This is a genomic window from Paenibacillus doosanensis (assembly GCF_025060755.1).
GTDB lineage: Bacteria > Bacillota > Bacilli > Paenibacillales > NBRC-103111 > Paenibacillus_S > Paenibacillus_S doosanensis.
In genome coordinates, this window is record NZ_JANYUY010000036.1 from 1 (window position 1) to 23,284 (window position 23,284).

The 23,284-nt window shown below is 52.9% G+C and carries 16 protein-coding genes; 14 read left to right on the top strand and 2 right to left on the bottom strand.

The genetic code is table 11. From position 1 onward, the window contains the following. Positions 1–72 precede the first annotated feature (72 nt). From N0M98_RS22265 to N0M98_RS22280, 4 genes are all read left to right on the top strand, one after another. Entirely contained in the window at positions 73–390 is a 318-nt protein-coding gene (locus N0M98_RS22265; protein ID WP_259619246.1) for an HsmA family protein, read from the top strand. Positions 391–429: 39 nt separating this feature from the next. After that, positions 430–933 carry a CcdC family protein gene (locus N0M98_RS22270; protein WP_375295537.1) on the top strand — a complete coding sequence of 168 codons (504 nt, stop codon included), beginning with the start codon at positions 430–432 and terminating at the stop codon, positions 931–933. 653 nt (positions 934–1,586) lie between these two features. After that, on the top strand, positions 1,587–2,696 hold the full coding sequence (gene tdh, locus N0M98_RS22275) for an L-threonine 3-dehydrogenase (RefSeq protein WP_259619202.1): 1,110 nt from the start codon (positions 1,587–1,589) through the stop codon (positions 2,694–2,696). Then, complete coding sequence (locus tag N0M98_RS22280) at positions 2,671–3,843, top strand: glycine C-acetyltransferase (RefSeq protein ID WP_259619203.1); 1,173 nt, start codon at positions 2,671–2,673, stop codon at positions 3,841–3,843. Before tdh ends, N0M98_RS22280 begins: the two co-directional genes overlap by 26 nt. Before the next feature lie 90 nt (positions 3,844–3,933). Here N0M98_RS22280 and N0M98_RS22285 read toward each other — a convergent pair whose 3' ends face one another. Beyond that, complete coding sequence (locus N0M98_RS22285) at positions 3,934–5,052, bottom strand: glycoside hydrolase family 88/105 protein (protein ID WP_259619204.1); 1,119 nt, start codon at positions 5,050–5,052, stop codon at positions 3,934–3,936. Positions 5,053–5,204: 152 nt separating this feature from the next. Between N0M98_RS22285 and N0M98_RS22290 the strand changes: the two genes are divergently transcribed. From N0M98_RS22290 to N0M98_RS22330, 9 genes are all read left to right on the top strand, one after another. After that, positions 5,205–6,041, top strand: a complete 837-nt coding sequence (locus tag N0M98_RS22290) for an AraC family transcriptional regulator (RefSeq protein WP_259619205.1) — start codon at positions 5,205–5,207, stop codon at positions 6,039–6,041. Positions 6,042–6,310: 269 nt separating this feature from the next. Further along, on the top strand, positions 6,311–8,488 hold the full coding sequence (locus N0M98_RS22295; RefSeq protein WP_259619206.1) for a helix-turn-helix domain-containing protein: 2,178 nt from the start codon (positions 6,311–6,313) through the stop codon (positions 8,486–8,488). A gap of 67 nt (positions 8,489–8,555) precedes the next feature. Continuing rightward, a complete protein-coding gene (locus tag N0M98_RS22300; RefSeq protein WP_259619207.1) occupies positions 8,556–9,002 on the top strand; it encodes a hypothetical protein in 447 nt (148 codons plus the stop codon). Between the two features lie 402 nt (positions 9,003–9,404). Beyond that, the gene (locus tag N0M98_RS22305; RefSeq protein ID WP_259619208.1) at positions 9,405–10,727 is read left to right on the top strand and encodes an ABC transporter substrate-binding protein; all 1,323 of its coding nucleotides are present in this window, start codon (positions 9,405–9,407) and stop codon (positions 10,725–10,727) included. A gap of 101 nt (positions 10,728–10,828) precedes the next feature. Continuing rightward, the gene (locus tag N0M98_RS22310) at positions 10,829–11,734 is read left to right on the top strand and encodes a carbohydrate ABC transporter permease (protein ID WP_259619209.1); all 906 of its coding nucleotides are present in this window, start codon (positions 10,829–10,831) and stop codon (positions 11,732–11,734) included. After that, positions 11,731–12,564: a carbohydrate ABC transporter permease gene (locus N0M98_RS22315; RefSeq protein WP_259619210.1), complete on the top strand. Its 834-nt coding sequence runs from the start codon at positions 11,731–11,733 to the stop codon at positions 12,562–12,564. The genes N0M98_RS22310 and N0M98_RS22315 overlap by 4 nt, the downstream gene beginning before the upstream one ends. 12 nt (positions 12,565–12,576) lie before the next feature. Continuing rightward, positions 12,577–15,744 carry a carbohydrate-binding protein gene (locus N0M98_RS22320; protein ID WP_259619211.1) on the top strand — a complete coding sequence of 1,056 codons (3,168 nt, stop codon included), beginning with the start codon at positions 12,577–12,579 and terminating at the stop codon, positions 15,742–15,744. A gap of 19 nt (positions 15,745–15,763) precedes the next feature. Then, positions 15,764–16,777, top strand: a complete 1,014-nt coding sequence (locus N0M98_RS22325; protein ID WP_259619212.1) for an alcohol dehydrogenase catalytic domain-containing protein — start codon at positions 15,764–15,766, stop codon at positions 16,775–16,777. A gap of 210 nt (positions 16,778–16,987) precedes the next feature. Continuing rightward, positions 16,988–18,601, top strand: coding sequence for an extracellular solute-binding protein (locus N0M98_RS22330; RefSeq protein ID WP_259619213.1), 1,614 nt, complete (start codon positions 16,988–16,990; stop codon positions 18,599–18,601). A 612-nt stretch (positions 18,602–19,213) separates the two neighbouring features. Here N0M98_RS22330 and N0M98_RS22335 read toward each other — a convergent pair. Continuing rightward, positions 19,214–21,433 carry a helix-turn-helix domain-containing protein gene (locus tag N0M98_RS22335; protein ID WP_259619214.1) on the bottom strand — a complete coding sequence of 740 codons (2,220 nt, stop codon included), beginning with the start codon at positions 21,431–21,433 and terminating at the stop codon, positions 19,214–19,216. Between the two features lie 290 nt (positions 21,434–21,723). On the opposite strand from N0M98_RS22335, the gene N0M98_RS22340 reads away from it, so the two are divergent. Next, a complete protein-coding gene (locus N0M98_RS22340) occupies positions 21,724–23,256 on the top strand; it encodes an extracellular solute-binding protein (RefSeq protein ID WP_259619215.1) in 1,533 nt (510 codons plus the stop codon). Positions 23,257–23,284: the final 28 nt, after the last annotated feature.

Below are 23,284 nucleotides of genomic sequence, written 5' to 3' on the forward strand. Positions count from 1 at the left end.
AGGGGGGAGTTATCCCCATGTGGATATTGGTTTCAAAATTTCGCTGGTCCCACTCCCACTTATTCACAGTTGTTGATCCGCTCCTGGATGATCGCCACCGCATTCTTATGCGCTTTCGAAATTCAGGTTTACTTTTTTTCAGGTTTGTTGTTTGACGGTATTGGTACTAGCTTTATGCAACAGTTAAATACAAGCAGGGAAATAAATTTACACGGAATAACTGGAGCGGCTGCTCTGATTTTGATGCTTATTCATGCGATATGGGCAGCAATTGTATTGTGGAGAAAAAGCGAAAAGCAAATCCAGCAATTTCATAAGTTCAGCTTGATGGTTTGGGGATTGTGGTTAATTCCATATCTGATTGGTGTCGCTTTGAGCATTATTAAATAAAACAATTCCAATGCTTACTCAGAAAAGGAGGAACATGTTATGCTTCAGTTAGGCGCGCTTAATTTGCAAGCTATATCCAGCATTAGCATGATTGGAATGGCATTGCTAGCAATATTCGTCCGTACGCGAGCGAGTCGCAAACCAGTCTCAGCGGTAAAAATAGCAATGCCTACGATTGGCATGAGCAGCGGCTTTCTCATGTTTACCGTACCCGCCTTCCGGATACCCGCTATGTGGGCTTTGCTTGCGTTTTTGGCGGGACTGCTGTTATTTTCTTATCCTCTGATCCGCAGCTCGAAACTGGAGGTTCAGGGCGGCGAAGTCTTCATCAAACGATCCAAATCGTTCATTTTCGTACTAATGGGGCTGCTTGTATTGCGAATAGCGCTGCATAGCTATATCGAACAATATATTTCGATCCCGCAAACGGGCGCCCTCTTCTTCCTTCTCGCTTTTGGCATGCTCGTTCCTTGGAGGTATGTTATGCTTCTGCAATACCGCAAATTGAAGGTGCGAGAATTCCAGCAGCAAAAATCTTTGTAAATAACCTTCCGGAGGCGATGTCAGTTGTACTGATGTCGCCTCATTTTGATAGAAGTGGCGAGCCTTATTGGTAATGTTACATTCATCATGCGTTCATATCCTTATCTTAAAATCACGGCGCGGCATCCATCAAGGAATCGATTCGTGGAATGATGCAAGAACGTATTCTTGCCATACTTGCATCGTTCATGATTATTAGGGGGTCGACGATAGTATTGTCGTAACCGAAAATATATATTCCCTAGTTGATTTTAATAATATTTTTTATTTGCCGGATATGATGAATAAAGCTGCGTCAAAAAATAGAATTAGATCCATTCGATCGGCCTTATGTTGAGACAATTTGGGGGGGGGGGGGAGGTTACCGGTTTACCAAATGAAACGTTTGGCGTGATTGGAAAAGTGATGTTGTGATCATCTTCACAGATGCTGCCCATTTAATCTGAACGTATCTATTGAAAGTCTCTCAAGATGGCGGTTTACATCCCCGGATCTAAAGAAATGGTGTTCATCGGCGATTCCGAAAAAAATTTCCTGATCGAGACGGCAAATATCTGTACATTATCTAATACAAATGTATAATATATTATATTAACGTATTTTATTTTGTACAAACGTACAATATAACAACCATCTTAGGGCGGGTGATCGCGATGAATGCGACCATGATTGGATTAGTGAAGGAGGTCCGCGGGCCCGGCGCTGTCCTGAAGGAGGTTCCTGTACCCCGCTGCGGGCGCGACGAAGTGCTGGTGAAGATTAAAGCCACTTCCATCTGCGGAACCGATGTGCATATTTACCGCTGGGACGCTTGGGCGGAGAAGACGGTCGTCACCCCGAATGTATTCGGTCACGAATTCGCCGGGATCGTGGAGGCCGTCGGCTCGGATGTGGTTCATGTCCGGCCCGGCGATACGGTTTCCGGCGAAGGGCACATCGTATGCGGCGTTTGCAAGGCATGCCGGACAGGCAACGCTCATGTGTGTCCGAATACGAAAAGCTTCGGTATTACGGCTCCCGGTTGTTTTGCCGATTACGCGATTGTGAAAGCGTCCAACATTATCCATAACGCCAAGGACATGCCGTTCGAGCTCGCTTGCCTGCAGGACCCGTTAGGCAACGCCGTGCAGACGGTGCTGGCCGGAGATATTGCCGGCAAGTCGGTCGCCGTCATCGGCGCGGGACCGATCGGCCTGATGGCCGTCGCCGTCGCCAAAGCTTGCGGAGCGGGAGCCGTCATCGCGGCGGACGTCAATCCGTACCGGCTGGAGCTGGCGCGCCGGATGGGCGCGGACGCCGTAATTAACAACGGGCAAGTTCCGCTGGCCGATGCGATACGGGAGTATACCGGAGGGGAGGGGGCCGAGGTTATCCTGGAAATGTCCGGTCATCCGGACGCCATTCGCCAAGGATTCGAAGCGGCGGCTCCGGCGGCGCGCGTGTCGCTGCTCGGCATTCCGACCCGCGAAGTATCGCTGGACTTGTCCTCTCATATTATTTTCAAAGGGCTGCGGATCGAAGGCATTACCGGACGGCGCATGTATCAGACCTGGTACCAGGTCAAAGGGCTGCTGGAGCAGGGCCGAATCGATCTGACGCCGTTAATTACCCACCGGTTTTCGCTGCATGATTATAAGGCAGCGTTTGAATTGATGGCCTCGGGACAATGCGGAAAAATTGTGTTCACGCACGACAACGAAACGGCTGCGGAGCATAACGAAGGAGAGGAGCATACTCATGGCGGACTGGAACTCATTGTATGAAGAGCTGGAGAATTTGAAGAAGGAGGGGCGCTACCGCCCCTTAACGGTGTGGGACAGCGGCTCCGATACCTGGATGACGCTGAACGGGCGGCGGGTGCTGCAGATGTCGTCCAACAATTATTTGGGACTCACCGGTCATCCCGGGTTGAAGGAGGCCGCGATAGCCGCGATCCGCGAATACGGCGCAGGCAGCGGTTCGGTGCGGACGATCACCGGGACGCTTCGCATCCATGACGAGCTGGAGCGGGAGCTCGCGGCGTTCAAAGGAACGGAGGCGGCGCTGGTGTTTCAATCCGGGTTTACCGCGAACCAGGGAGTGCTCGCCTCAATTCTCGGTCCGGACGACGTCGTCATCAGCGACGAGTTGAATCACGCCAGCATTATCGACGGCATTCGTCTGACCAAATCCGATCGGAAAATATACGCGCATAAAGATATGGATCAACTGGAGGCAATATTGAAGCAAAGCGGCGGGTACAAGAAGCGCGTCATCGTGACCGACGGCGTGTTCAGCATGGACGGGGATATTGCGCCGCTGCCCGCGATCGTCGAGCTGGCCGAAGCCTACGACGCTTTCGTCTATGTGGATGACGCCCATGCCAGCGGCGTGCTCGGCACCAACGGTAAAGGAACGACCGATCATTTCGGGTTGAACGGCCGGGTTCATATCCAAATCGGCACGCTGTCCAAGGCGGTCGGCGTCGTCGGAGGCTATGTTGCCTGCGAGCAGGTGCTAAAAAATTATTTGATCCACAAAGCGCGGCCTTTTCTGTTCAGCACGTCGCAAACTCCCGCCGTCGCGGCGTCTTGCCTCGCCGCCGTTCGGGTGCTCCGGCAAAGCGGAGAGCTCATTGCGAAGCTGTGGGACAATGCGGCGTACTTCCGCGCCGGCGTCCAAGCTCTCGGATTCGACACGGGCGCGAGCGAAACCCCGATCATCCCGGTCATTATCGGCAGTCCGGCGAAGACGATGCGATTCTCCGATCTGCTGCTGGAGGAGGGCGTGTTCGCTCAAGGCATCGTGTATCCTACGGTCGCCATGGACAAGGGACGTGTCCGGTTCATCGTGACGGCCGGGCATACGAGAGCCGATCTGGATTTTGCCTTGAACGCTTTGGAGCGGGCGAGCCGGAAGCTGGGCGAATAACCATAAATCAACAAAGGCCGAATGCAGGAGCAGAAGGAAGCTCCGATTCGACCTTTTTGGGTTGATCCCATAAGTATGGACGGTGCCGCGTTATTGCGCCGCCGCCGGCTGCGCCAGACTCATTTCTACGCACATGAGAATGAAGGCGCCTGCGCCGTGTAGATCGTTCTCGCTCGTAGGACGGGCGATATAGTGGGCGTAATCGCCGATCCCCGTGCCGATGCAGATATTGCCGATAACGACGTTGCCGTTGTCGTCGAACTTCAGCGTATCGATCACGCCTTGATAACCTTTCCAGGCATATGACATATACTTGGCGTCCAGATAGCCGAGACGTACTGCCTTGGCGATGGCTTGAACGTACAGGGCGGTGCAGGAGCTTTCCAGCCAGTTGTCCGGACGATCCCCTTTGTCGACCACCTGATACCATAAGCCGGTAGCTTCGTCCTGGAATTTCGTCAAGGAGATCAGCAAATCCTGGAGAATGGCGACCAGCGCGGCTTTGTCTTTATGATCCTCAGGAAGGTATTCGAACATTTCCAGCAGAGCGACAGGGTACCAGCCGATCGCGCGGCCCCAGAACTCCGGAGCGCGGCCCGTCTCGGGATCGGCCCATTTGACTTCCTTCGTTTCGTCCCATCCGTGGTACAGCAGACCGGTTTCAGAGTCCTTGGTATGCTTTTCCATCAGAATGGCCTGGAACGTCATCATATCGAAGTATTCGCTTTCACCGAACGTCTTGCCGAACTGAACGGCAATCGGCCCGGCCATGTACAAGCCGTCCAGCCACATTTGATTCGGATAGCGATCTTTATGCCAGAAACCGCCGGAAGGGTTTGTCTTCCAGGATTTTAGCAGCGGCACCAGCGTGTACAAAGCTTTCTTATACCGCTCGTCCCCCGTTTGCTCAAGCAAGTTATAAAGGAGCACGCCGGGCTGAATATCGTCCAGCTCGTCGGGATGGTATTTCTTGATGCTGCCGTCGGCGAGAACCTGGCTGTCTACCCACCGTTTGATATAATCGTAATATTTATCGTTCTTGGTTTCTCTCCATGTTTTTTCCATACCGGATAGAAAAACCCCTTGATGATAGTGGAACCGGTCCGGCGGAAGCAATTCCGGCTCGAATTTGGCCATTAATGCCTCGCAAGCCTTCTCGGCCCATTGAATGGGGGTCCATGTCTCCGTGTTCGCTGGTGCAGAACTCATCGTATTAATTCCTCCTTCTTGTACTTAAGCCTATAGTAGCACAGAAATAATGTACATTTTTTGCGGAAATCCTTCATTTCTTCTTATATCTTGCAGTGGATGCACAAATGCGTACAATAGAAATTAGAAATTACACGGAAGGCGGAGCGCCGATGAGCAATTTTCAATTCAATAACGCCGAAGGAACCTTTTCGATATCTTATCGCAAAGCGCTAAGTCATCATATGCCGGCCAGTCATTTTCACAGTACGTACGAAATCTACTATTTGCTGTCCGGCGAACGGGAATTTTTTATTAAAGACAGGACGATGGTGATGAAGGAAGGGGACGTGATCATCATCTCGCCGAATATACTGCATCGCACTACCAACGCCGAAACGCCCGAGCACGAGCGGCTGATCGTGAATATTCACGAGAGCGACATGCGCCTTGCCAACGGTTCGCATACGGACATTTTGCAGCCGTTGTTTGAGCAGGAATACATCGTCGTTCAATGCTCCCTGCAGGATCGTATCGCCGTCGAGGCGCTTGCTGCCCGTATCATGCAGGAGGTTCGGGACCGGAAGCCGGGCTTCGAGATGTACGCGCTCACCTTGGTGCTTCAGCTGCTCGTCATTTGCTGCCGGCATGTCAAACAGAACAGCATGGAGCCGCCGGAATCTCCAAGTCCGATGCACGAAAGAATCTCCGAGGTTGTCCGCTATATTAACAACCATTATATGCAGGAGCTGTCGCTTCATCTGCTGGCCGAGCAATTCTACGTCAGCCCGTATTATTTAAGCCGTTTTTTTAAAGAAGCGACCGGCTTTACGTTCGTGGAATATTTGAACAGCGTCCGGATTAAGGAAGCGAAGAAGCTGCTGGAGCAATCCTCGATGAAGGTCAGCCTGATCTCCAAAAAGGTCGGCTTCGGCAGCGTGACGCATTTCGGCAGAGTGTTCAAGTCCATTACGGGCTACGCGCCGTTATATTATCGAAAGGCGAAGTAGCGCGGGAAGGAACGATTCCGGGCGGGCGTTAACAACCGTGAACCGCGATAAAACTATGCGGCGTTGGAGATGCGGCCGCTTTTCCAGATTCAAAGGTCCCCGCCGCTGCGGGCCCATTTCCCCCTTAACCTCAAAAATTGAGCGTTGTAAAAAAATGAGCATTGTTTCGGCGGCAAACGTTGGCATATAGTAAAAAACGTGCACATAACGATAGAGATAGATAGAGATAATAGATAGCAACGACCAGTCATCGAAAGCAGGGGGAAGTGTTGATAAACAATCGTTGGTTCTTGAAAATGCTTTTTTCTTATTTGCCAATTTTTTACATTGTTATTGCCGTCATTTTTCTTATATCGGTGTTTATGATCAACGAGTCTTCGCAAAAGCAGACGCTGAAAACGAATGTGGCGTTCGCCAATCATGTCGTTTCGATTCTTGAGCAGTCGTTGAAAACGATCGACGGAACGATGATTAAAGAGATCGATCAGAATGACAATTTGAAGGAATATTTATACACGACGGATAAGGTCAAAAAGTATTATTACGCCAACAAAGTGTCCGACGCCTTCAACAATATCGTCATCAACAACAAATGGATTCATTCCGTTTATTTATACAATATCGAGGATCAGACCGTACTAAGCTCCGATATATCGACCAAGGCGGACTCCTACGGCGACGAGGCGTTTATTCGCGAGCTGCAGCAGGGCGGTTTCCCGAAGGGCTGGACGAACAAGCGGGAATATCGCGAGCTGGAATACGACAAGCCGGTCGAGGTCTTCTCCCTCGTGAAACCGTTTCCTCTATTTACAGCGGAAAAAGGATTTATCGTCATTAACGTAAACGTGCAGTCCGTGAAAAGCATGCTCGACGAAATGACCCATGCGGACATCAGCCATATCAACTTGTACGACAGCCAGGGACAGCGGGTCTTCGGTTCCGGCGGACAGGACATGTCGCTGATCCGGTCCGGCTATTTGGGCTGGGCGGTCGGCACGAGCATTAAGGAGACGGGGCTGCTGGAGTGGACTTCGGCCTTTTCGATGTGGTGGCTGGTGTTCGGGCTGTGCGCGATCATCTTGGGAACGCTGGCGATCGTCTTTATCTCGCTGAAGCATTCGAAGCCGATTGAGGACATTACGCACCAAATTCATGATTACGTCCACAAGACGTTCGGCAAAAAGGGACGAAGCCACGATTTTCATTTTATTCAATCGGCGCTCGACAAATTGATTAAGGAGTCGAACAAATCGCAGGAGCATTATAAGCAAAATTTGGCGTTTCGGCGCCGGATGCTGTTCCAGGAGCTGCTCAAGACGGACCCTGCCCACGATAAAACCCGTTGGGGCGCGGCGCTGCAGGAGCTGGGCCGGATCGAAGACGCTGCGATGCTGTCCGCGTTCGTCGTGGAGATTGACGATTTCAGCGAGTTTTGCGCGATGTACAACGAGCGCGATCAGGGGTTGTTGGGGTTTGCTCTAGGGAGCGCGGTGAAAGAAATTATGCAGGATGCCGGCGCGGACTGCTGGAGGGAGTGGATTGCTCCGCAGCGCCTCGGCCTGATCTGCTTTCTTCCGGACGACCGGGAGTCCGCCCTGCCCGGCTGCTGGGATCATATTCGGACCTGGATCGGGCAAAATTTGAAATTTACGGTCACCTTGGGCGTTACTGACGCGATCAAGGACGCCGAGCAGCTTCACGTTTCCTTCAAGAAAGCGTTGGAAGCGCTGGATTACAAGCCGGTTTTCGGCAGCAATACAGTGATCCGGTTTGAAGATATCGATATGAAAGAGCAAGGGGAAGTATTCGACCATCTTCTCGTAATCCGCTCCATCGGTCTGGCCTTCCGGGAAGGCGACCGCAAATGGGAGACAATCTTCGACGAACTGGTCGAAACCTTGCGGGCGAACCGGTATAGCAGAACCGAAATCGCCAACCTGCTGCATTATTTGATTTACCAAATATATAAGGACATCAGCGGACTGCCGCGCGAAGGGGAAGACCCGATTCTGGAGCTGAATCAGGCGGCGGACACGTTCGAAACGATCGACGACATTCATGAGATTTTTAAAGCGATTCTGGTCAAGGCGGCCGGACAGCTGCATGTCTTCCGCAGCAGCCAAAACCAGCGCAGCGTCGTTCACGACGTTAGAGCGTATATTGAAGCCAACTACGGCAACCCGGACTTGTCCTTATCGCTGCTTGGCGACACCTTCCATATGAATCCGAGTTACTTAAGCAGGCTGTTCAAGGAAGAATTCGACCAAAACTTCGTCGATTTCCTGGCCCGCATACGGGTCGAGCAGGCGAAGACGCTGCTGCGAAGTACGAACGATTCTCTGCAGGACATTGCCGCAAAGGTCGGATATACGCATTATTATTCGTTCAGCCGGGTGTTTAAGAAGCTGGAGAAAGTATCCGCCGGCGATTATCGCAAAATGATGTAAATTTTTTAGCTTGCCGGTAAACAAATCCTGCATTTTCCGCGTCTAATGAAACATGGAGGCGGATTGCTTGAAAAAACAGACGATAGCCATAATGATTTGCACAGTATTGTTCCTTATCATAACAGCAGGATGTTCCGAAAAAACACCGCCCCTTCCCAAAGTAATGGCGGGCAAAACCCTGATCCCCGTAAAACAAAGCAGCTATTGTTGGGGGAAATTAGGATGTGCGGACTATGGGGGGCCAAAATCGGTGTTAAAAGGGCAGCAGCCAACGGTTGTGGCTCCGGAATCGAACATTAAGGTGTCATTCAATTACAAAGAAGAACCCTCGAACATTAAGGTTACGCTATCACAAGATGAGAAACCGGTTGATATTCCGTTAAAAGACGGTTATTTTCAAGCCCCTAAGCAGCCAGGCATATATTACTACGGAATTTTTGCCTATTGGAGATCAGATGACGGCAAACATTCCCATGGAGATACGTCATCCGATTTTGTCATTGAAGTCCAGTGATACGCCGTTCGATATGCTACCCAACCCATAGAAGCCGTTCCTTAAGCCGATGGAAGCGCCAGCCGCCATTTGGTCCAAGGGGCGGTTTATTTTTTCCATAAAAAGGGATGTTTGCGGCCTGCAACCGATTTTGCACACGCCACAATTTTTGATAAGTCCGCGGCCCGCAAGGCTTTCCGGCAAAAACTGTGCTCCTAAGCAAAAGGTGTTTATTGAGCCGGCCGGCCGTTTGGCTTAAGGTAAATGACATCGCGGCAGCCACGAGAAGAACAAATCATACGAAAGCGAGGACAAGCATCGTAAGAGAACGCAAGAGAAAGCGAGCAGAACAAGGGGAGCATTAAGCAAACGAACCGTTTTACCCAAATCCAAATATTATAGACGAGAGGAAGAACAGAATAGATGAACAAGAAAGTGTTGCCTTTAATCGTATCTCTAGGTTTATTCGGCTCCGTAGCGGCAGGCTGCGGCAGCGGGGACGGCGCGAAGCAGGGAGCGGATAAGGGGGATAAGACCGTGACGCTGCGTCTCTTATCCACCAACCCGCTGGTCGGGGAAGACTCGGTGAAATTATTCGAGCAGCAAAATCCGGGGATCAAAATCAGCTATGAATACGTACCTACGGCGGATTATTCGGCGAAGTTCGCCGCTCTGGCGGCGGCGGGGGAGATTCCCGACGTATTCTGGACGCAATCCGGGTTCTATACGGACCAGATTAAGCAGGGGCTGGCGATGGATTTGACCAAGGAGCTGAAAGGGAAAAACTACGAAGGGGACAAGACTTGGGAGGAAACCTTCGTGCCTGCGCTGCTCGATAATGCCCGCAATGTCGTGAAGAAAGGGTTAGGGGAGCGCGAGACGTACGATTACGGCGTTCCGTTCACGATGACGACGATCGCCGTGCTGTACGACAAAACGATTTTCGATAAATTGGGCTTGAAGCCGCCGACGACGTGGGATCAATTCATGTCGAATAACGAGGCGCTGAAGCAGGCGGGCTATACGCCGCTCTCGATGCATAACAACTGGATCGACTGGTATCCGAGATTGTTCTGGGATCAATATACGCGCGATGAATTGACGAAAAATCCGAATGCGTTCGAGGACAAGACGATGACGTTCTCCAGCGACAGCGTCAAGAAAGGCTTGACCGCGTTCAAAGATTTGTGGGACAAAGGATATTTCCCGCAAAACGGAATCACGGCGGAGCTGCAAACGATGCAGCAAATGTTCGTGCAGCGCAAGCTCGGCCAATTCCTGATCGCTCCGGACAAGCTGGAGTACATTATGAACAATGCGCCTAAGGATATGTCGCTCGCCACTTACTCGCTGCCGGGCATTGCCGGCCTGCCGAGCCGTTCGCTGGGCGGGTCCAGCAACGTCTTCGCCGTGAGCGCATCGACCAAACAACCGGAAGAAGCGGTGAAGCTGCTCAAATTCATTACGTCCAAGACGCATTTCTCCCAAGTCGATGCATTGAAGTATTCGAATTCGGGCTTGAACAATCTGGAGAGCGATCCTCAGCTGGCCCAGTTTTTATCGGGCTTCACCAATGCGGCGGCCGCCGGCTTCAGTCCGGACATTCTGGTGCCGACGACGATCAATACGCAAATCAGCACGGCGTTCAAGACCGATCTGCTCCCTAACTATTTGATGGGCAAATACGATCTGGATTACGTCTGCAGCCAGCTGCAAAAAATTTACGAAGAAACAAGAGCGAAGTAAACCTCTCAGAAAGGCGACGGGTATCGGATACGAGACGCCTGTCGCCTTGTTCATTAGAGCTTAATGTAACGGGCTATTGTGTTTAGAAAGGTGTTGTTCTCATGGTGAAATCCAAGCAGGGCTTTTGGGCGGAGATCAGGGAAAGCGTTCCGGCTTATCTGCTGATTCTTCCTACGCTTATCGTGTTCTGCGTCTTCCTGTATACCCCGTTTGTCAACGCGCTGCGGATCAGCACGTACAAATATAACGGCATAGGCGACTTAAACGAATATGTAGGCTTCGACAATTATGCCACAGTATTGAAAGACCCCAAGTTTTATTCGGCCTTCTGGAATACGTTTAAATTAATCGGAGCGGATGCCGTCCTATCGATCGGCATCGGTTTTTTGCTGGCTTACGTGCTGTATAGAGGGATTCCGCTGAAGCGGTTTTTCAGCACCGCCTTGTTCATCCCGTATTTAATTTCGATGGTCGTTATCGGAAGCATCTGGAGAATCATCTACGACCCGTCGATCGGCCCGCTGAATCAATTGCTGGAGCTAATTGGACTGGGAGACTGGGCACAGCCGTGGCTGTCCAACGAGCACACGGCGCTGCCGGCGATTATGATGACCTGGATTTGGCATACGATTCCGTTCAACATGCTGATTATGTACGCCAATGTGATGACGATGCCGAACGATTTTCTGGAGGCGGCCGAGATGGACGGAGCGACGTCGATGCAGAAGCTGCGCTATGTGATCATCCCTTATTTGATGCCCACGTTCGCCACGTTATTATTGCTGACGGTAACGAACGACCTGAGAGCCTTCGATATGGTATGGGTCATGACGCAGGGAGGACCCGGCGGCGCGTCGGAGGTTATCACCTCCTATGTATACCGCAAAGCGTTCTCTACGCAAAACTTCGGGACGGCTACGGCGGCTTCGATTATTATGATGATCGTGATGGTCGCCATTATGATCTTTTCGCAGCTGCTCAGACGAAAGGAGGGCGCGCAAAAGTGAAAAGCCGCAAAAAAATCGTCAATTCCATCATCTTCGTGATCGTCTTTCTGTACGCCTGCGTATCGTTATATCCGTTACTGTGGGCGATTCTGCAATCGTTCAAGTCGGAGCGCGAATTTCTGACGAGCATCTGGTCGCTGCCGTCGGGACTCGATTTCACGAATTTCCGGACCGCGTTTCAAAAAGGCAATTTGGCTACGTATTTCTTCAATACCGTGCGCAATACGGCGGCTACGCTGGTCGTCGATCTCGTATTCATTACGCTGGCCGGGTTTGCCTTCGCCAAGATGAAGATGAAGTTCAAAAAATTTCTGTACGGGCTTATTTTGGTCAACCTGTTAATCCCTACGCCGATTATTTTGCTGCCGATGTATTTGCTGATTCTCGATCTGCACATCCAGAACAGCCTGGCCGCCATCGTCTTCCCGTACTTTCAGGGCTTCGCCCCGCTCGGGCTTATTCTGATTACGAATTATTTCAACAATATTCCCGACGAAGTCATCGAATCGGCGCGAATCGACGGCTGCAACACCGGGCAAATTCTTGTCAAAATGATCGTGCCGCTGGCCAAGCCGATCTTGAGCACGTTAACGGTGCTCGGCGGCATGAGCGCCTGGAACGAGTTTATGTGGGCGCTTATCTCGATCAGCGACGTGAAAAAATATACGTTGTCCGTAGGCATTTCCACGCTAAACGATAAAACGTCCATTCTCGGTTATACGCCGGTATTTGCAGCTTTGACCGTGAGCGCGATGGTGTTTATCGTCATCTACTTGCTGGCGCAAAAGGCGTTCGTACAATCTATTACCGCAGGAGCCGTCAAAGGCTAGGGGGACACCGATATGCTATACAAGAATGAACCGTTCGATATGAGCTTATTTCAACATCCGACGTCCGAGTTTCGCGGCGCGCCGTTCTGGGCCTGGAACACGAAGCTGGAGAAGGAGACGATTACAGAGCAAATTAAGCAGTTCGCTGCGATGGGGATGGGCGGCTTTCATATCCATACGCGAGTGGGTCTGGAAACGGAGTACTTGGGCCGGGAATATATGGATATGGTCAAGCTGTGCGTCGAGCAGGCGAAGGAGCAGGGGCTGCTGTGCTGGCTGTATGACGAGGATCGCTGGCCTTCCGGCTACGGGGGCGGCTTCGTTACCGAAAATCCGGAGTACAGGAGCAAATATTTGGTAGTTACTCCCTTTAAGCAGCGGGAAGGAGAGGCGAAGCCGAGCAACTTCGACTCTTGCGCGGCGGTGTCCGCGAACGGCCAAGGAACGCTGCTGACGGCGTTTCGCGTCCGTCTGGACGCCGAAGGCTATCTGGACGGCTACGCCGAATGCCAAGAGGACGCGGAAGCGGCGGACGGAGAGACGATCTGGTACGTCTATTTGGAGCACGGGCAGGACAGTCCGTGGTTCAATAACCAGGCTTATGTCGATACGCTGAGCAAGGAAGCGATCAGCCGTTTCATCGAGGTGACCCATGAGCGGTATTATCAAGAAGTGGGCGTGGAGTTCGGCCGGACGATCCCGGCGATGTTTACCGATGAGCCGCAGTTTCCGCACAAGCAATTTCTCGGATATGCCGGCGCGAAGCAGGACGTCATCCTGCCGTTTACCGGCGACTTTGAACAGAGCTTTCGGGCCGAATACGGCGAGAGCCTGATCGCCCGACTGCCCGAGCTGCTGTGGGAGCCAAAGGACGGGCAAATCTCCCGGGTCCGCTACCGGTATCACAACCATCTGGCCGAACGGTTCGCCGAAGCGTTCGCCGACCAGATCGGCCGCTGGTGCGAGGACCACGGCATCATGCTGTGCGGGCATATGATGGAGGAGCCGACGCTGCATTCGCAGACGAAGGCGCTCGGAGAAGCGATGCGCAGCCTGCGCAGCTTCCATCTGCCCGGGATTGACATGCTCTGCGATCAGCGGGAATACAGCACGGCCAAGCAGGCGCAGAGCATCGCCCGGCAGTACGGCCGCGGCGGAGTGCTGAGCGAGCTGTACGGCGTGACGAATTGGGATTTCGACTTCCGCAAGCATAAATTGCAGGGAGATTGGATGGCTGCTCTCGGGGTAACGACCCGGGTGCATCATCTGACCTGGATGAGCATGGGCGGAGAAGCGAAGCGGGATTACCCGGCGTCCATCGGAGAGCAATCGCCGTGGTACCGCAAATACGGCTTGATCGAGGATCATTTCGCCAGAATCAATACGGTCATGACGAGAGGCCGGGCTTTGGTCCGCATCGGCGTCATTCATCCCGTCGAATCGTACTGGCTCTATTACGGGCCGAACAATCAGACGAACCTGATCCGCGAGCAGCTGGAGACGAATTTCAAGAACATTACCGAATGGCTGCTGTTCGGACTGCTGGATTTCGACTATATCGCCGAATCGTTAATCCCCTCATTGGAATCGGACGGGAAGCTGGGGGCGATGGAATACGACGTGATCCTCGTTCCGGGCTGCGTTACGCTCCGCGGTACGACGCTGGACTTTTTGCGAAGCTTGAAAGCGCGGGGCAAAGAGATTATGTTTATAGGAGAGGCGCCGCGGTATGTCGACGCCGTCCCGGACGATGAGCCCCGGCATCTCGCCGAAGCATGCACAAGCATTGCTTTTAATAAATATGAGGTGCTGCAGGCGCTGGAACGGTACCGGATGCTCGATATCCGCTATGACGGACCGAAATTTCTGAAAAAGCCGAACCACAAAAAAAATTGGGACGGCGAACGGTCGGACAAATATATATACCAGCTGCGGGCTGAAGGAGAACAGCGGTGGCTGTTGATCGCAAACGGCAAAGCGGAGGACAATCCGGATCTGGTACTTGAAGATCAAATTGTCGTCACGATCCGCGGCTTGTGGCGGGCGGAGCTGCTGGACACGCTCACCGGGGAGAAGAGCCTGCCGGAAGTCTCCTACCGGGACGGCAACACCATCTTGAAGAGGAAGCTGCTTAGCCATGACAGCCTGCTGCTGCATCTGGTCCCGGAGCAGGCGGCCGCTCTGGCGCAGCCTGAGACCGGGACGCGGATCACCCCGGCACAGCCTCAAGCCTATGTGTACGAGCGGCATCTGTTCCAGACTCCGGTCGATATCCGTCTGGAAGAAGACAACGTGCTGCTGCTGGATATGGCGGAATACCGGCTGGACGACGGGCCGTGGCAGGAGAAGGAAGACATTTTGAAATTGGACAATCATTGCCGCCGGCAGCTCGGTTATCCGCTGAGAAAGGCGGCTTGGGCTCAGCCGTGGGCGGTTCGCAGCACGACGGCTCCGGAGGAAGCGCCTGTACTGCAGCTGAAGTTTACGTTCGAGTCGGAGCTCGCTTACGAAGGAACCTGCCTTGCGCTGGAAAATATCGAATCGACCGAAATTTGCCTTAACGGCGAGCGGATTGAGAAGCAGCCGCAAGGCTATTACGTCGACCGGTCGATTCGGAAGTGCGCTCTTCCGCCGCTGCGGCAAGGAACGAATACGATTCTGCTGCGCATGCCCTTCGAGCCGAAGACCAATGTGGAGGCGTGCTATCTGCTTGGAGCGTTTCACGTCGAGGCGCTGGGCTCCGCCGCCAAGATCGTCCCGCCGCCGAGCCGCTATTATTTCGGTTCGCTGACCCGCCAGGGAATGCCGTTCTACGGCGGGAATGCGGTGTATGGCATGGAGCTGGAGCTGGAAGCGGGAATTTACGAGCTGCAGCTGTCGAAGTATCGCGCTCCTCTGCTGGAGGTGTACGTGGACGGGGAAGCGGCAGGGGAGATCGTCTTTGCCCCTTACACGCTCCAATTGAACATTAACGCCGCAGGGACGCACCGGATCGAGATAAAAAGCTACGGCAACCGGGTCAATACGTTCGGAACCGTGCATAACTGCGACGAGAAGGAAGTGTATTTCGATCCTAACGCATGGCGGACCGAAAATGACGGCTGGTCCTATGAATACCGACTGAAGGATACCGGGATCGGCAAAGCCCCCGTCCTTCGCTTAATCAGCTTGAAATCATGAGGAAAGAAGGAGAAGCGCGATGAAAGGAATTCATATCGCAGAGCCGTTACAGCTCAAGCTTATTGAATTGGACAAGCCCGTTCCCAAGGAAAACGAGGCGCTAATTAAAGTGAAATCGGCGGGGATATGCGGCTCCGATATTAACGCGTACCGGGGGACGAATCCGCTAGTAAGCTATCCCCGCACCATCGGCCATGAAATTGCCGGGGAAGTCATCTCCATCCCTCCCAACGAGCAAGGTATCCGTCCGGGGGACAAAGTCATTGTCGACCCGTATTTGTACTGCGGCAAGTGCTATCCATGCAGCCTGAACCGCACGAACTGCTGCGAGCATTTGCAGGTGCTGGGCGTGCATACGGACGGCGGCATGGTCGAATACTTCTGCCATCCGGCCCATATGCTGGTTAAAGCGCCGGACGATATGCCGTGGGATATCATGTGCATGGCCGAGCCGCTGACGATTGCGCTTCATGGACTGCACCGGAGCCGGCTCGCCCGGGGCGAGCATATCGCCATCATCGGCGCGGGCGCCATCGGCTTGCTGGCCGCCCTCGCGGCCATCCATTACGGAGCCGTTCCGATCGTCATCGATATATTGCAGGAGCGGCTGGAGCAAGCGCGGCAGTTCGGCGTACCCCATGTCATTAACTCCTCGCGAGAAGATGCCGTGAGAGAGGTTGCCGCCATTACCAAGGGCAGAATGGCCGAGGTCGTGCTGGAAGCGTCCGGTGCCAACCCGGCCGTCCGCATGACGCTCGATCTGGTCTCCCATGCAGGCAGAATTGCGTTGACCGGCTGGCCCAAGCAGGAAACGTCGCTTCCGACGGATGTCATAACGAAGAAGGAAGTGGACATCGTCGGCTCGCGGACAAGCGTCGGGGAATTTGCGGAAGCGGTCGATTTGATCTATACCGGCAAAGTCGACGTCCGCAAGCTGCTGACCAAGGTCGTCAGCATGGACGAAGCCGTCGACGCGATGGTCGACATCGAGCGTAATCCGAACCGGTATTTGAAGGTGAACGTGCTGCTATAAGCCAATTGAAGTTCAAGGGAACCGTTTTTTGAAGCCCGGTGAAGATGTGGTCGCAGGCCGCGCATACCACCGCGCTTCCAGGCGAATGAATGTCCTGGAACGGTTCCTTTGCCTTTTTGTTTCCCATAATATTCCGCTATAGAGAAGACAAGCAAACGAAAGCCCGGTACCGCGGCTCTGTGATACAATGTTCGGGAGGTGACTTCTTACATGCCGTCCATCAAGAAACAAACGACCGCCCTGTGCGCGCTGTCCGCTGCGATGCTGCTATCCGGCTGCTCCTTCTCCGGCTCGCCGGCCGCTCCGGGGGACGGGAATAGCGGGGCTGAACATCATATTAGCGTGTCCATGTATGAACGGGGCAATATTCCGGAGGGTATGGGCACGGCGACCGGCAACATGTGGGTGGACTGGGTCCGGCAGCACTCGGGAATCGACGTGAAATACATAGCCATCCCTCGGGGAGAATCCGTCCCCAAGTACAATATGCTGCTGGCTACGGGCGAAGCGCCGGACCTGATTCAAGAATACGACACACGGTTTATTAACAAGCTGTACAACCAGAAGCAAATTATGCCGATCGACGATCTGATCGCGGAGCACAGCCAGGAATACAAGGAGCTGCTGGGCAAATTCCCTATGCTCAAGAAATTGGCGACCCAGCCGGACGGGAAGATGTACGCCTTCGGCCGCGTGCAGGGATATTTCCCGTTTACCTTTTTGTTTATCCGCGAAGATTGGCTGCATAATCTGAATCTGAACGTGCCGCAAACGACCGACGAGCTGCTGGACGTCGCCAAAGCGTTCGCGCTGCAGGACCCCGACGGCAACGGCAAACAGGATACGTACGGCATCAACATGAGCGGCTTTGCCCCCGACATTATTAACAGCATGTTCCAAAACTTGAATTGGGTGTTGGAAGACGGGCAGATCGTTCACGACTGGCAGCGGGCCCAAGCGGCGCTGCAATTCAAAAAGCGGCTGTTTGACGCCGGCGCGATCGACAGAGATTATTTGACGGACAAGAACGGAAAAAAAGCGGATCAGGATTTCGTCAAAGGCAAGCTCGGACTGTATGCGTTCGCCGGCAACGCCAAGCAAATTTACGATTTCTACGCCCTGCTTCGGCAAAACGATCCGAAAGCCCGAATTATTCCTATCGCTTTGCCGAGGAGTCCGTTCGGCCAGTTCAGCGCGCAGTTCAACCCGCCTTTTCAAATGAGCGGCGTCATTAACGCGCAGGCGCAGGACCCGGCCGGCGTCATGAAATATATCGATTTTATGAGCAAGGAAACGTCGGAGAAGACCTTCAAATTCGGCATCGAAGGCGTGCATTACCGGATGGAGAACGGGGTCCCCGTGACATTGGATAAAGCGAAATACGACAAGGAAGTGTCCTGGCTCGGCGATTTTCGGACTCTCGGCGCGCAATATCATATGACCGAATACGAGAAATATAAGCAGGATCTTGATCTGTCGCAGCCTTTCGATAAGGAAGTCTACGAGCTGCTAAACCGGGCATTCGAATTGTATATAAGTCCGCAGCGCCCTTATGCCGGCTTTACCCTGGACCGGTACATGCCTGCGCTGCCTAATGAGATCGAGTTTATTAATTCGGACAACGAGAAGGCGATTCAGGACATTTGGAACCGGGCGATCTTAAGCGGGGACGGCTACTCTGCGGAGCAAGCGGTCCAGGATGCCAGAAAAGCCTGGGAACAAGGGAACGGCAGCAAGGTCGAGCTGTGGTATCAGGAGTGGTACCGGCAAAATAAAGACAAATGGGTGTTCACCAAAGACTTGTACAATATCGACATTAAGTAGCCGGGGCGGCGCGGCCTGGATTTAGTGCTCCGGTGAATAAGTGGCCGGAGAGTCGACAGAGAGTTGGAACAGCATAAGCGGTCGCCTTTGTCCCCGATTTCCTATTTAAAGCGATCGGAAGTAACGGACACAGCGGCCGTTATATACACTATATTGTCCACTTTTGATTTCTAACGGACGCAGCTGCAGCTATTTGTTGGAAAACTTCCTTAAAAAGCAATTTGGGGCTATGTAAGTGCATTGATGACCGTTACGTTTAAAAAACGTCTGTTTGCGACGACTTAAGCTCCCCGGTGTCCGTTAAACTAAGAGCTCCTGCAGCTCCCTTCCACGCCGTTCGAGCGTTTACCCGCTCCTGAGAAAGATACTCGGGGGAGCAGTGTTTGAAGGCGATATTTTCACGATAAAAACCTAGGCCGCAGCCAATCCATTGTCTAAAAAAGTGCGATGAAAAAAGGAGCGGAGGGGTCGCTTGAATCTGGAAAAGCGTCAGCATTCGCCATTGAAACCGGATTCTCCCCATAGAAAAAGGTAATAACCATCCAAAGAATCTGATTTCAACAGAGATTGGAGGATCAAATGGACGCCGCAGCGGACTTTTTCACCCCCCCTTTAGTGCTCCGCAAGCTTACGGTACTGTCCCGGAGGCATGCCCGTCATTTTCTTGAAAGTACGGGTGAAGCTTTGGGCGTTGCTGTAATACAGTCTTTGGGCAATTTCTTCCACACCGATATCGGTTTCGCGAAGCCACTCTTTGCTTTTCTCAATGCGTTCCTTCAGCAGCAGCTCCGCGAAGGTCGTCTCGTACACTTCCTTTAGAGCCTGCTTCGCTACGGATACGGGGATGCCGAGCGGCTTGCAGCAATCCTCCAATCGAATATCTTCCTGCAGGCGGGCGACCAGATGATTTTTGATTTTGGCGGCCGCCTGTTCCATTTGTCCCCGGTATTCCTCCGACAGCCGGTCGATGAAGCGTTCGGTTTGATTGCGCAGCCAGGAGAGCCATTCTTCCAGCGTCGATAAGTCGAGCAGCTTGCTCAGCGTAGGCGCCTCCAGCGGCCGGCTCATTTCCGGCCCGACATTGCGGTGCAGCGACAGCGTGAAGTCGATCAGCAGATGCTGCAATTTGCGGTAATCCTGCTCCAGAGCCAGCGCGCGAAGCCGGTTCAAGGCAAGAAGGGCTTCTTCCTTATTGCGCGAGCGGATGCTTTGAATCCAATCATGCTCGATACGGCGGGATTCGTCGAAGGAGAAGGCGCTCCCTTTCATATCTGACAGCTCCTCGTAGTACAGCACCGTATTCGTCCCGGAAGCGAACGTTTGCTTCAACGCCTCCAGCGCCTCCGCCGAAGCCAGATGCAGCTGATGCATGCCCTGCCTCGGCCGGCTGACGCCAATCGAGACCGTAATCGGGAAGTTTTCCGCTATGAAATGATGGATCGTTCGCAGCTTCTGGTCCGTTTGCTCCCGCCAGGAGCTCTCCCCACGTTCTTCAAGACAGATTACGCCCGCCAGCTTCCCGTCGTTCAGCTTCACGGCAAATCCGCTGTCCGCAAGCACCTCCCGGATGACGCAGGCGATACCGTAGCCGAAATAAAATAAATCCCACTCGGAATACGTTTCCTTCAGCTGGTTGTAATAATCGATCTCCACGGCAAAACAGCAAAAGGAAGCGTCCTCCCTGAGAGGCAGCCCGAGCTGCTCCGTCCAATTTTTCTTCGTAACGACTCCGGTCTCCAGCACTTTGCGGACATAGGCTTCCTTGGCTTCGGGGATCATTTCCCGCAGCCGGTTTTTGAGCTGGAACATATGGGAATAAATTTTCTCAAATTCGTCCGCCCGCGGTTGGGCCGGCGATTTGCCCCCGGAAGATTCGTCGATGAGGCGGATGATCTTGTTCCACCCCCGGAAAAACATATGATTGCTGGCAACAGCCGCAAGTACGGCCAATGCCACGGCAGCTGCGACAATGAGCAGGGTCATATTCCGCAGCGTAATGATTTTGCTCAAATACTGCTTGTCCGTAACGGCCAGCCCGAAAATCCACCCGGTCATCGGCGACGGAACGCAGGTGATCAGCATGCCGTTCTTGTTCAAAGTCTGGGGCGTCTCCATAGATAACGGGGACGTTTCCTGCTCCTTGGCGATCATGCGGGTCATGTCCTCCAGCCCGGCGAACGTTCCCTTGCCGATGGGCGAGCCCTGCTTATCCATAATGAACGCGGTGCCCAGCTGGGATTTATTGTCGTCGCTAATGCCCAAATAATCGTAAAACAGCTTGGAATTAATATGAAACAACAAATAAGAAGAAGGGCCGCTAATAAAAATAGGCAGCTTGCGGATATATACGTAAGTCGACGCGCCGTCCGTCGTTTTCGTTAAAAAAGCGTAATCGGCGTTCATTCCGGCAAATTCATCGAAAAACGGCACGTATCCCATGTTATAATCGCCAAGAGTCGGCTGCGAAGAAATTTGACTTTTGTCGCGAGGATCGTACAAGACGACGTTATCCACATAATCATGGGAGGCTTGCACCCGCACGAGAAGCTGGACAAGCGACAGCACATCGAAATGGTTCGCGCTATGCCCTTCGGGCTGATTCGACCATCGCTCGAAATCGGGTATTTTTTCCATTTGGACGGCCGATTGATTAAGTTTGGTAAAATAGTTTTCGAAATGATCGCGCGTTCCTTTTAAAGTCGATAAGTGAGCGCTTTCAATTTGTTCGCGGATAATGTCCGACGCCTGACTGAAGACGAGCAATCCGATCAATACGATGCTAAGGGATGAGACCAATATATTCGCTACCGCTATTTGCATCTTTTTAGACATAAGATCCCTCCCGACGACGAGTATTCAGGTTCCATTATACATGAGGCGGGAAGGTCAGGAAATAAGCAGCAGGGGACATTCGGCTTAACAATTCGCGCAAATCGCGCCAAAACGCAAATTGATAAATGTACCTTTTGCCGAAAAACGGAAAAAAAGCAAATTGTCAATTGCCCGCCGCCTCGTCCGGCCGCATAATGGCGATATGCCGGATGCATCCGTACGACGGCTTGAGCAGCTTCACCCGTTTCATCAATGACATCATTAGCTATGGAGAGGGGTAAACCATTATCATGATTCGTTCCAAACATCGCAAAGTCTTTGCCGTCGCGGGGATGAGCGCCTTGCTGGCGTTTTCCGCCGCATGTGCAAGTCAACCGGGCGCCTCCGGCGGTTCTTCCGCCGCTTCCGACGGTCCCGTTACGTTGAACCTCGCTTATTATATCGGCTGGAACACGCCGAGCATCGCCCGCGAAGACAATCCTTCCTTGAAGTATATCGAAGACAAACTGGGGATTCGCTTGAATTTGACTGCGGCTACGCCGGATATTTACAAAGAGAAGGTCAAGGTCGCGGTGGCCTCCGGCGATATTCCTGACGCTTTCGCCTGGACCGATATGGACGATTTCATCGTCAAGCTCATTAAATCCGGCGTCATCGTGCCGCTCGACAAATATATCGACGAATACCCGAATTTGAAAAAAGAAAAGCCGCTGTTCCTTACCAAATACCAGGGCAGCATCTATGGGCTGTCCAGCGTGCGCAATCCGATCGCCTCGCAGGATATTCCGCTGATTCGTCAAGACTGGCTGGATAACCTGGGGCTGAAGGCGCCGCAGACGCTGGATGAATTGTACGAAGTCGCGAAAGCGTTCACAAAGAACGATCCGGATAAAAACGGCAAGCAGGACACGTACGGCCTGCAGCTCGGCAATATGGCGGCCGGCATATCGATTCGGGGAGCGACCGGGATCACGCAGGCGTTCGGCCTCAAAAATTTCTGGGTCAAGCAAGGAGATAAAGTCGTCCCCCGGTTCGAGACGGATGCCTTTAAACAATATTTGGCCTGGATGAACAAAGCGTTCTCCGAAGGTCTCATCGACCCCGACTTTGCCGTCTCCGACGGGCCGACGGCCGACTCCAAGTTCGTGCGCAAAGGCCAGGCGGGCATTATGTTCAATTTCATGACGCGCGTCTACGATTTCGAAACGAATTACCAGAAGACGAACCCGAACGCCAAGCTCGTTCCGCTGGAAGCGATTAAAGGGCCGAACGGGGAGCGCGGCATTACGGGACGCGTCGACCGCGGCGGGATCTTCGTCTCGAAGAAAGCGGCGGACGATCCGAAGAAGATGAAGAAAATTATGGAATGGCTGGATTACGGGGCGAGCGAAGAAGGCGGCATTTTCTGGAACTACGGAGTGGAGGGCGTTCATTACACCAAAACGGCGGAGGGCAAGATCGAGCCGGATACCAAAATATTCGACCGCGATATGCCGCGTACGTTCACCTTCACGCTACCGGTTCAGTCGACGGATGAGCTGTATATTTTCCCGCAAAATACGAAGGAAGCGCAAAATCTCGTCGTCAAAGGACATAAGATGAACGAACCGTTTCTTGTGATCGACGAGAGCCAGCTGCTCTTCTCGCCGACGTACGCCAAATATTCCACAGAAGCCGAGAAATTCATTCAAGACAATACGGTGAAGACGATTATGGGCCAACTTAAAGTCAGCGATTGGGATGGCGTCGTGAAGCAGTGGTACGACCGGTTCGAAGGAAATAAAGTGGTTCAGGAAATTGCCGAAGCGATGACTGCGAAATAACGAAGGTGACCAATATACGCGGCGCGGC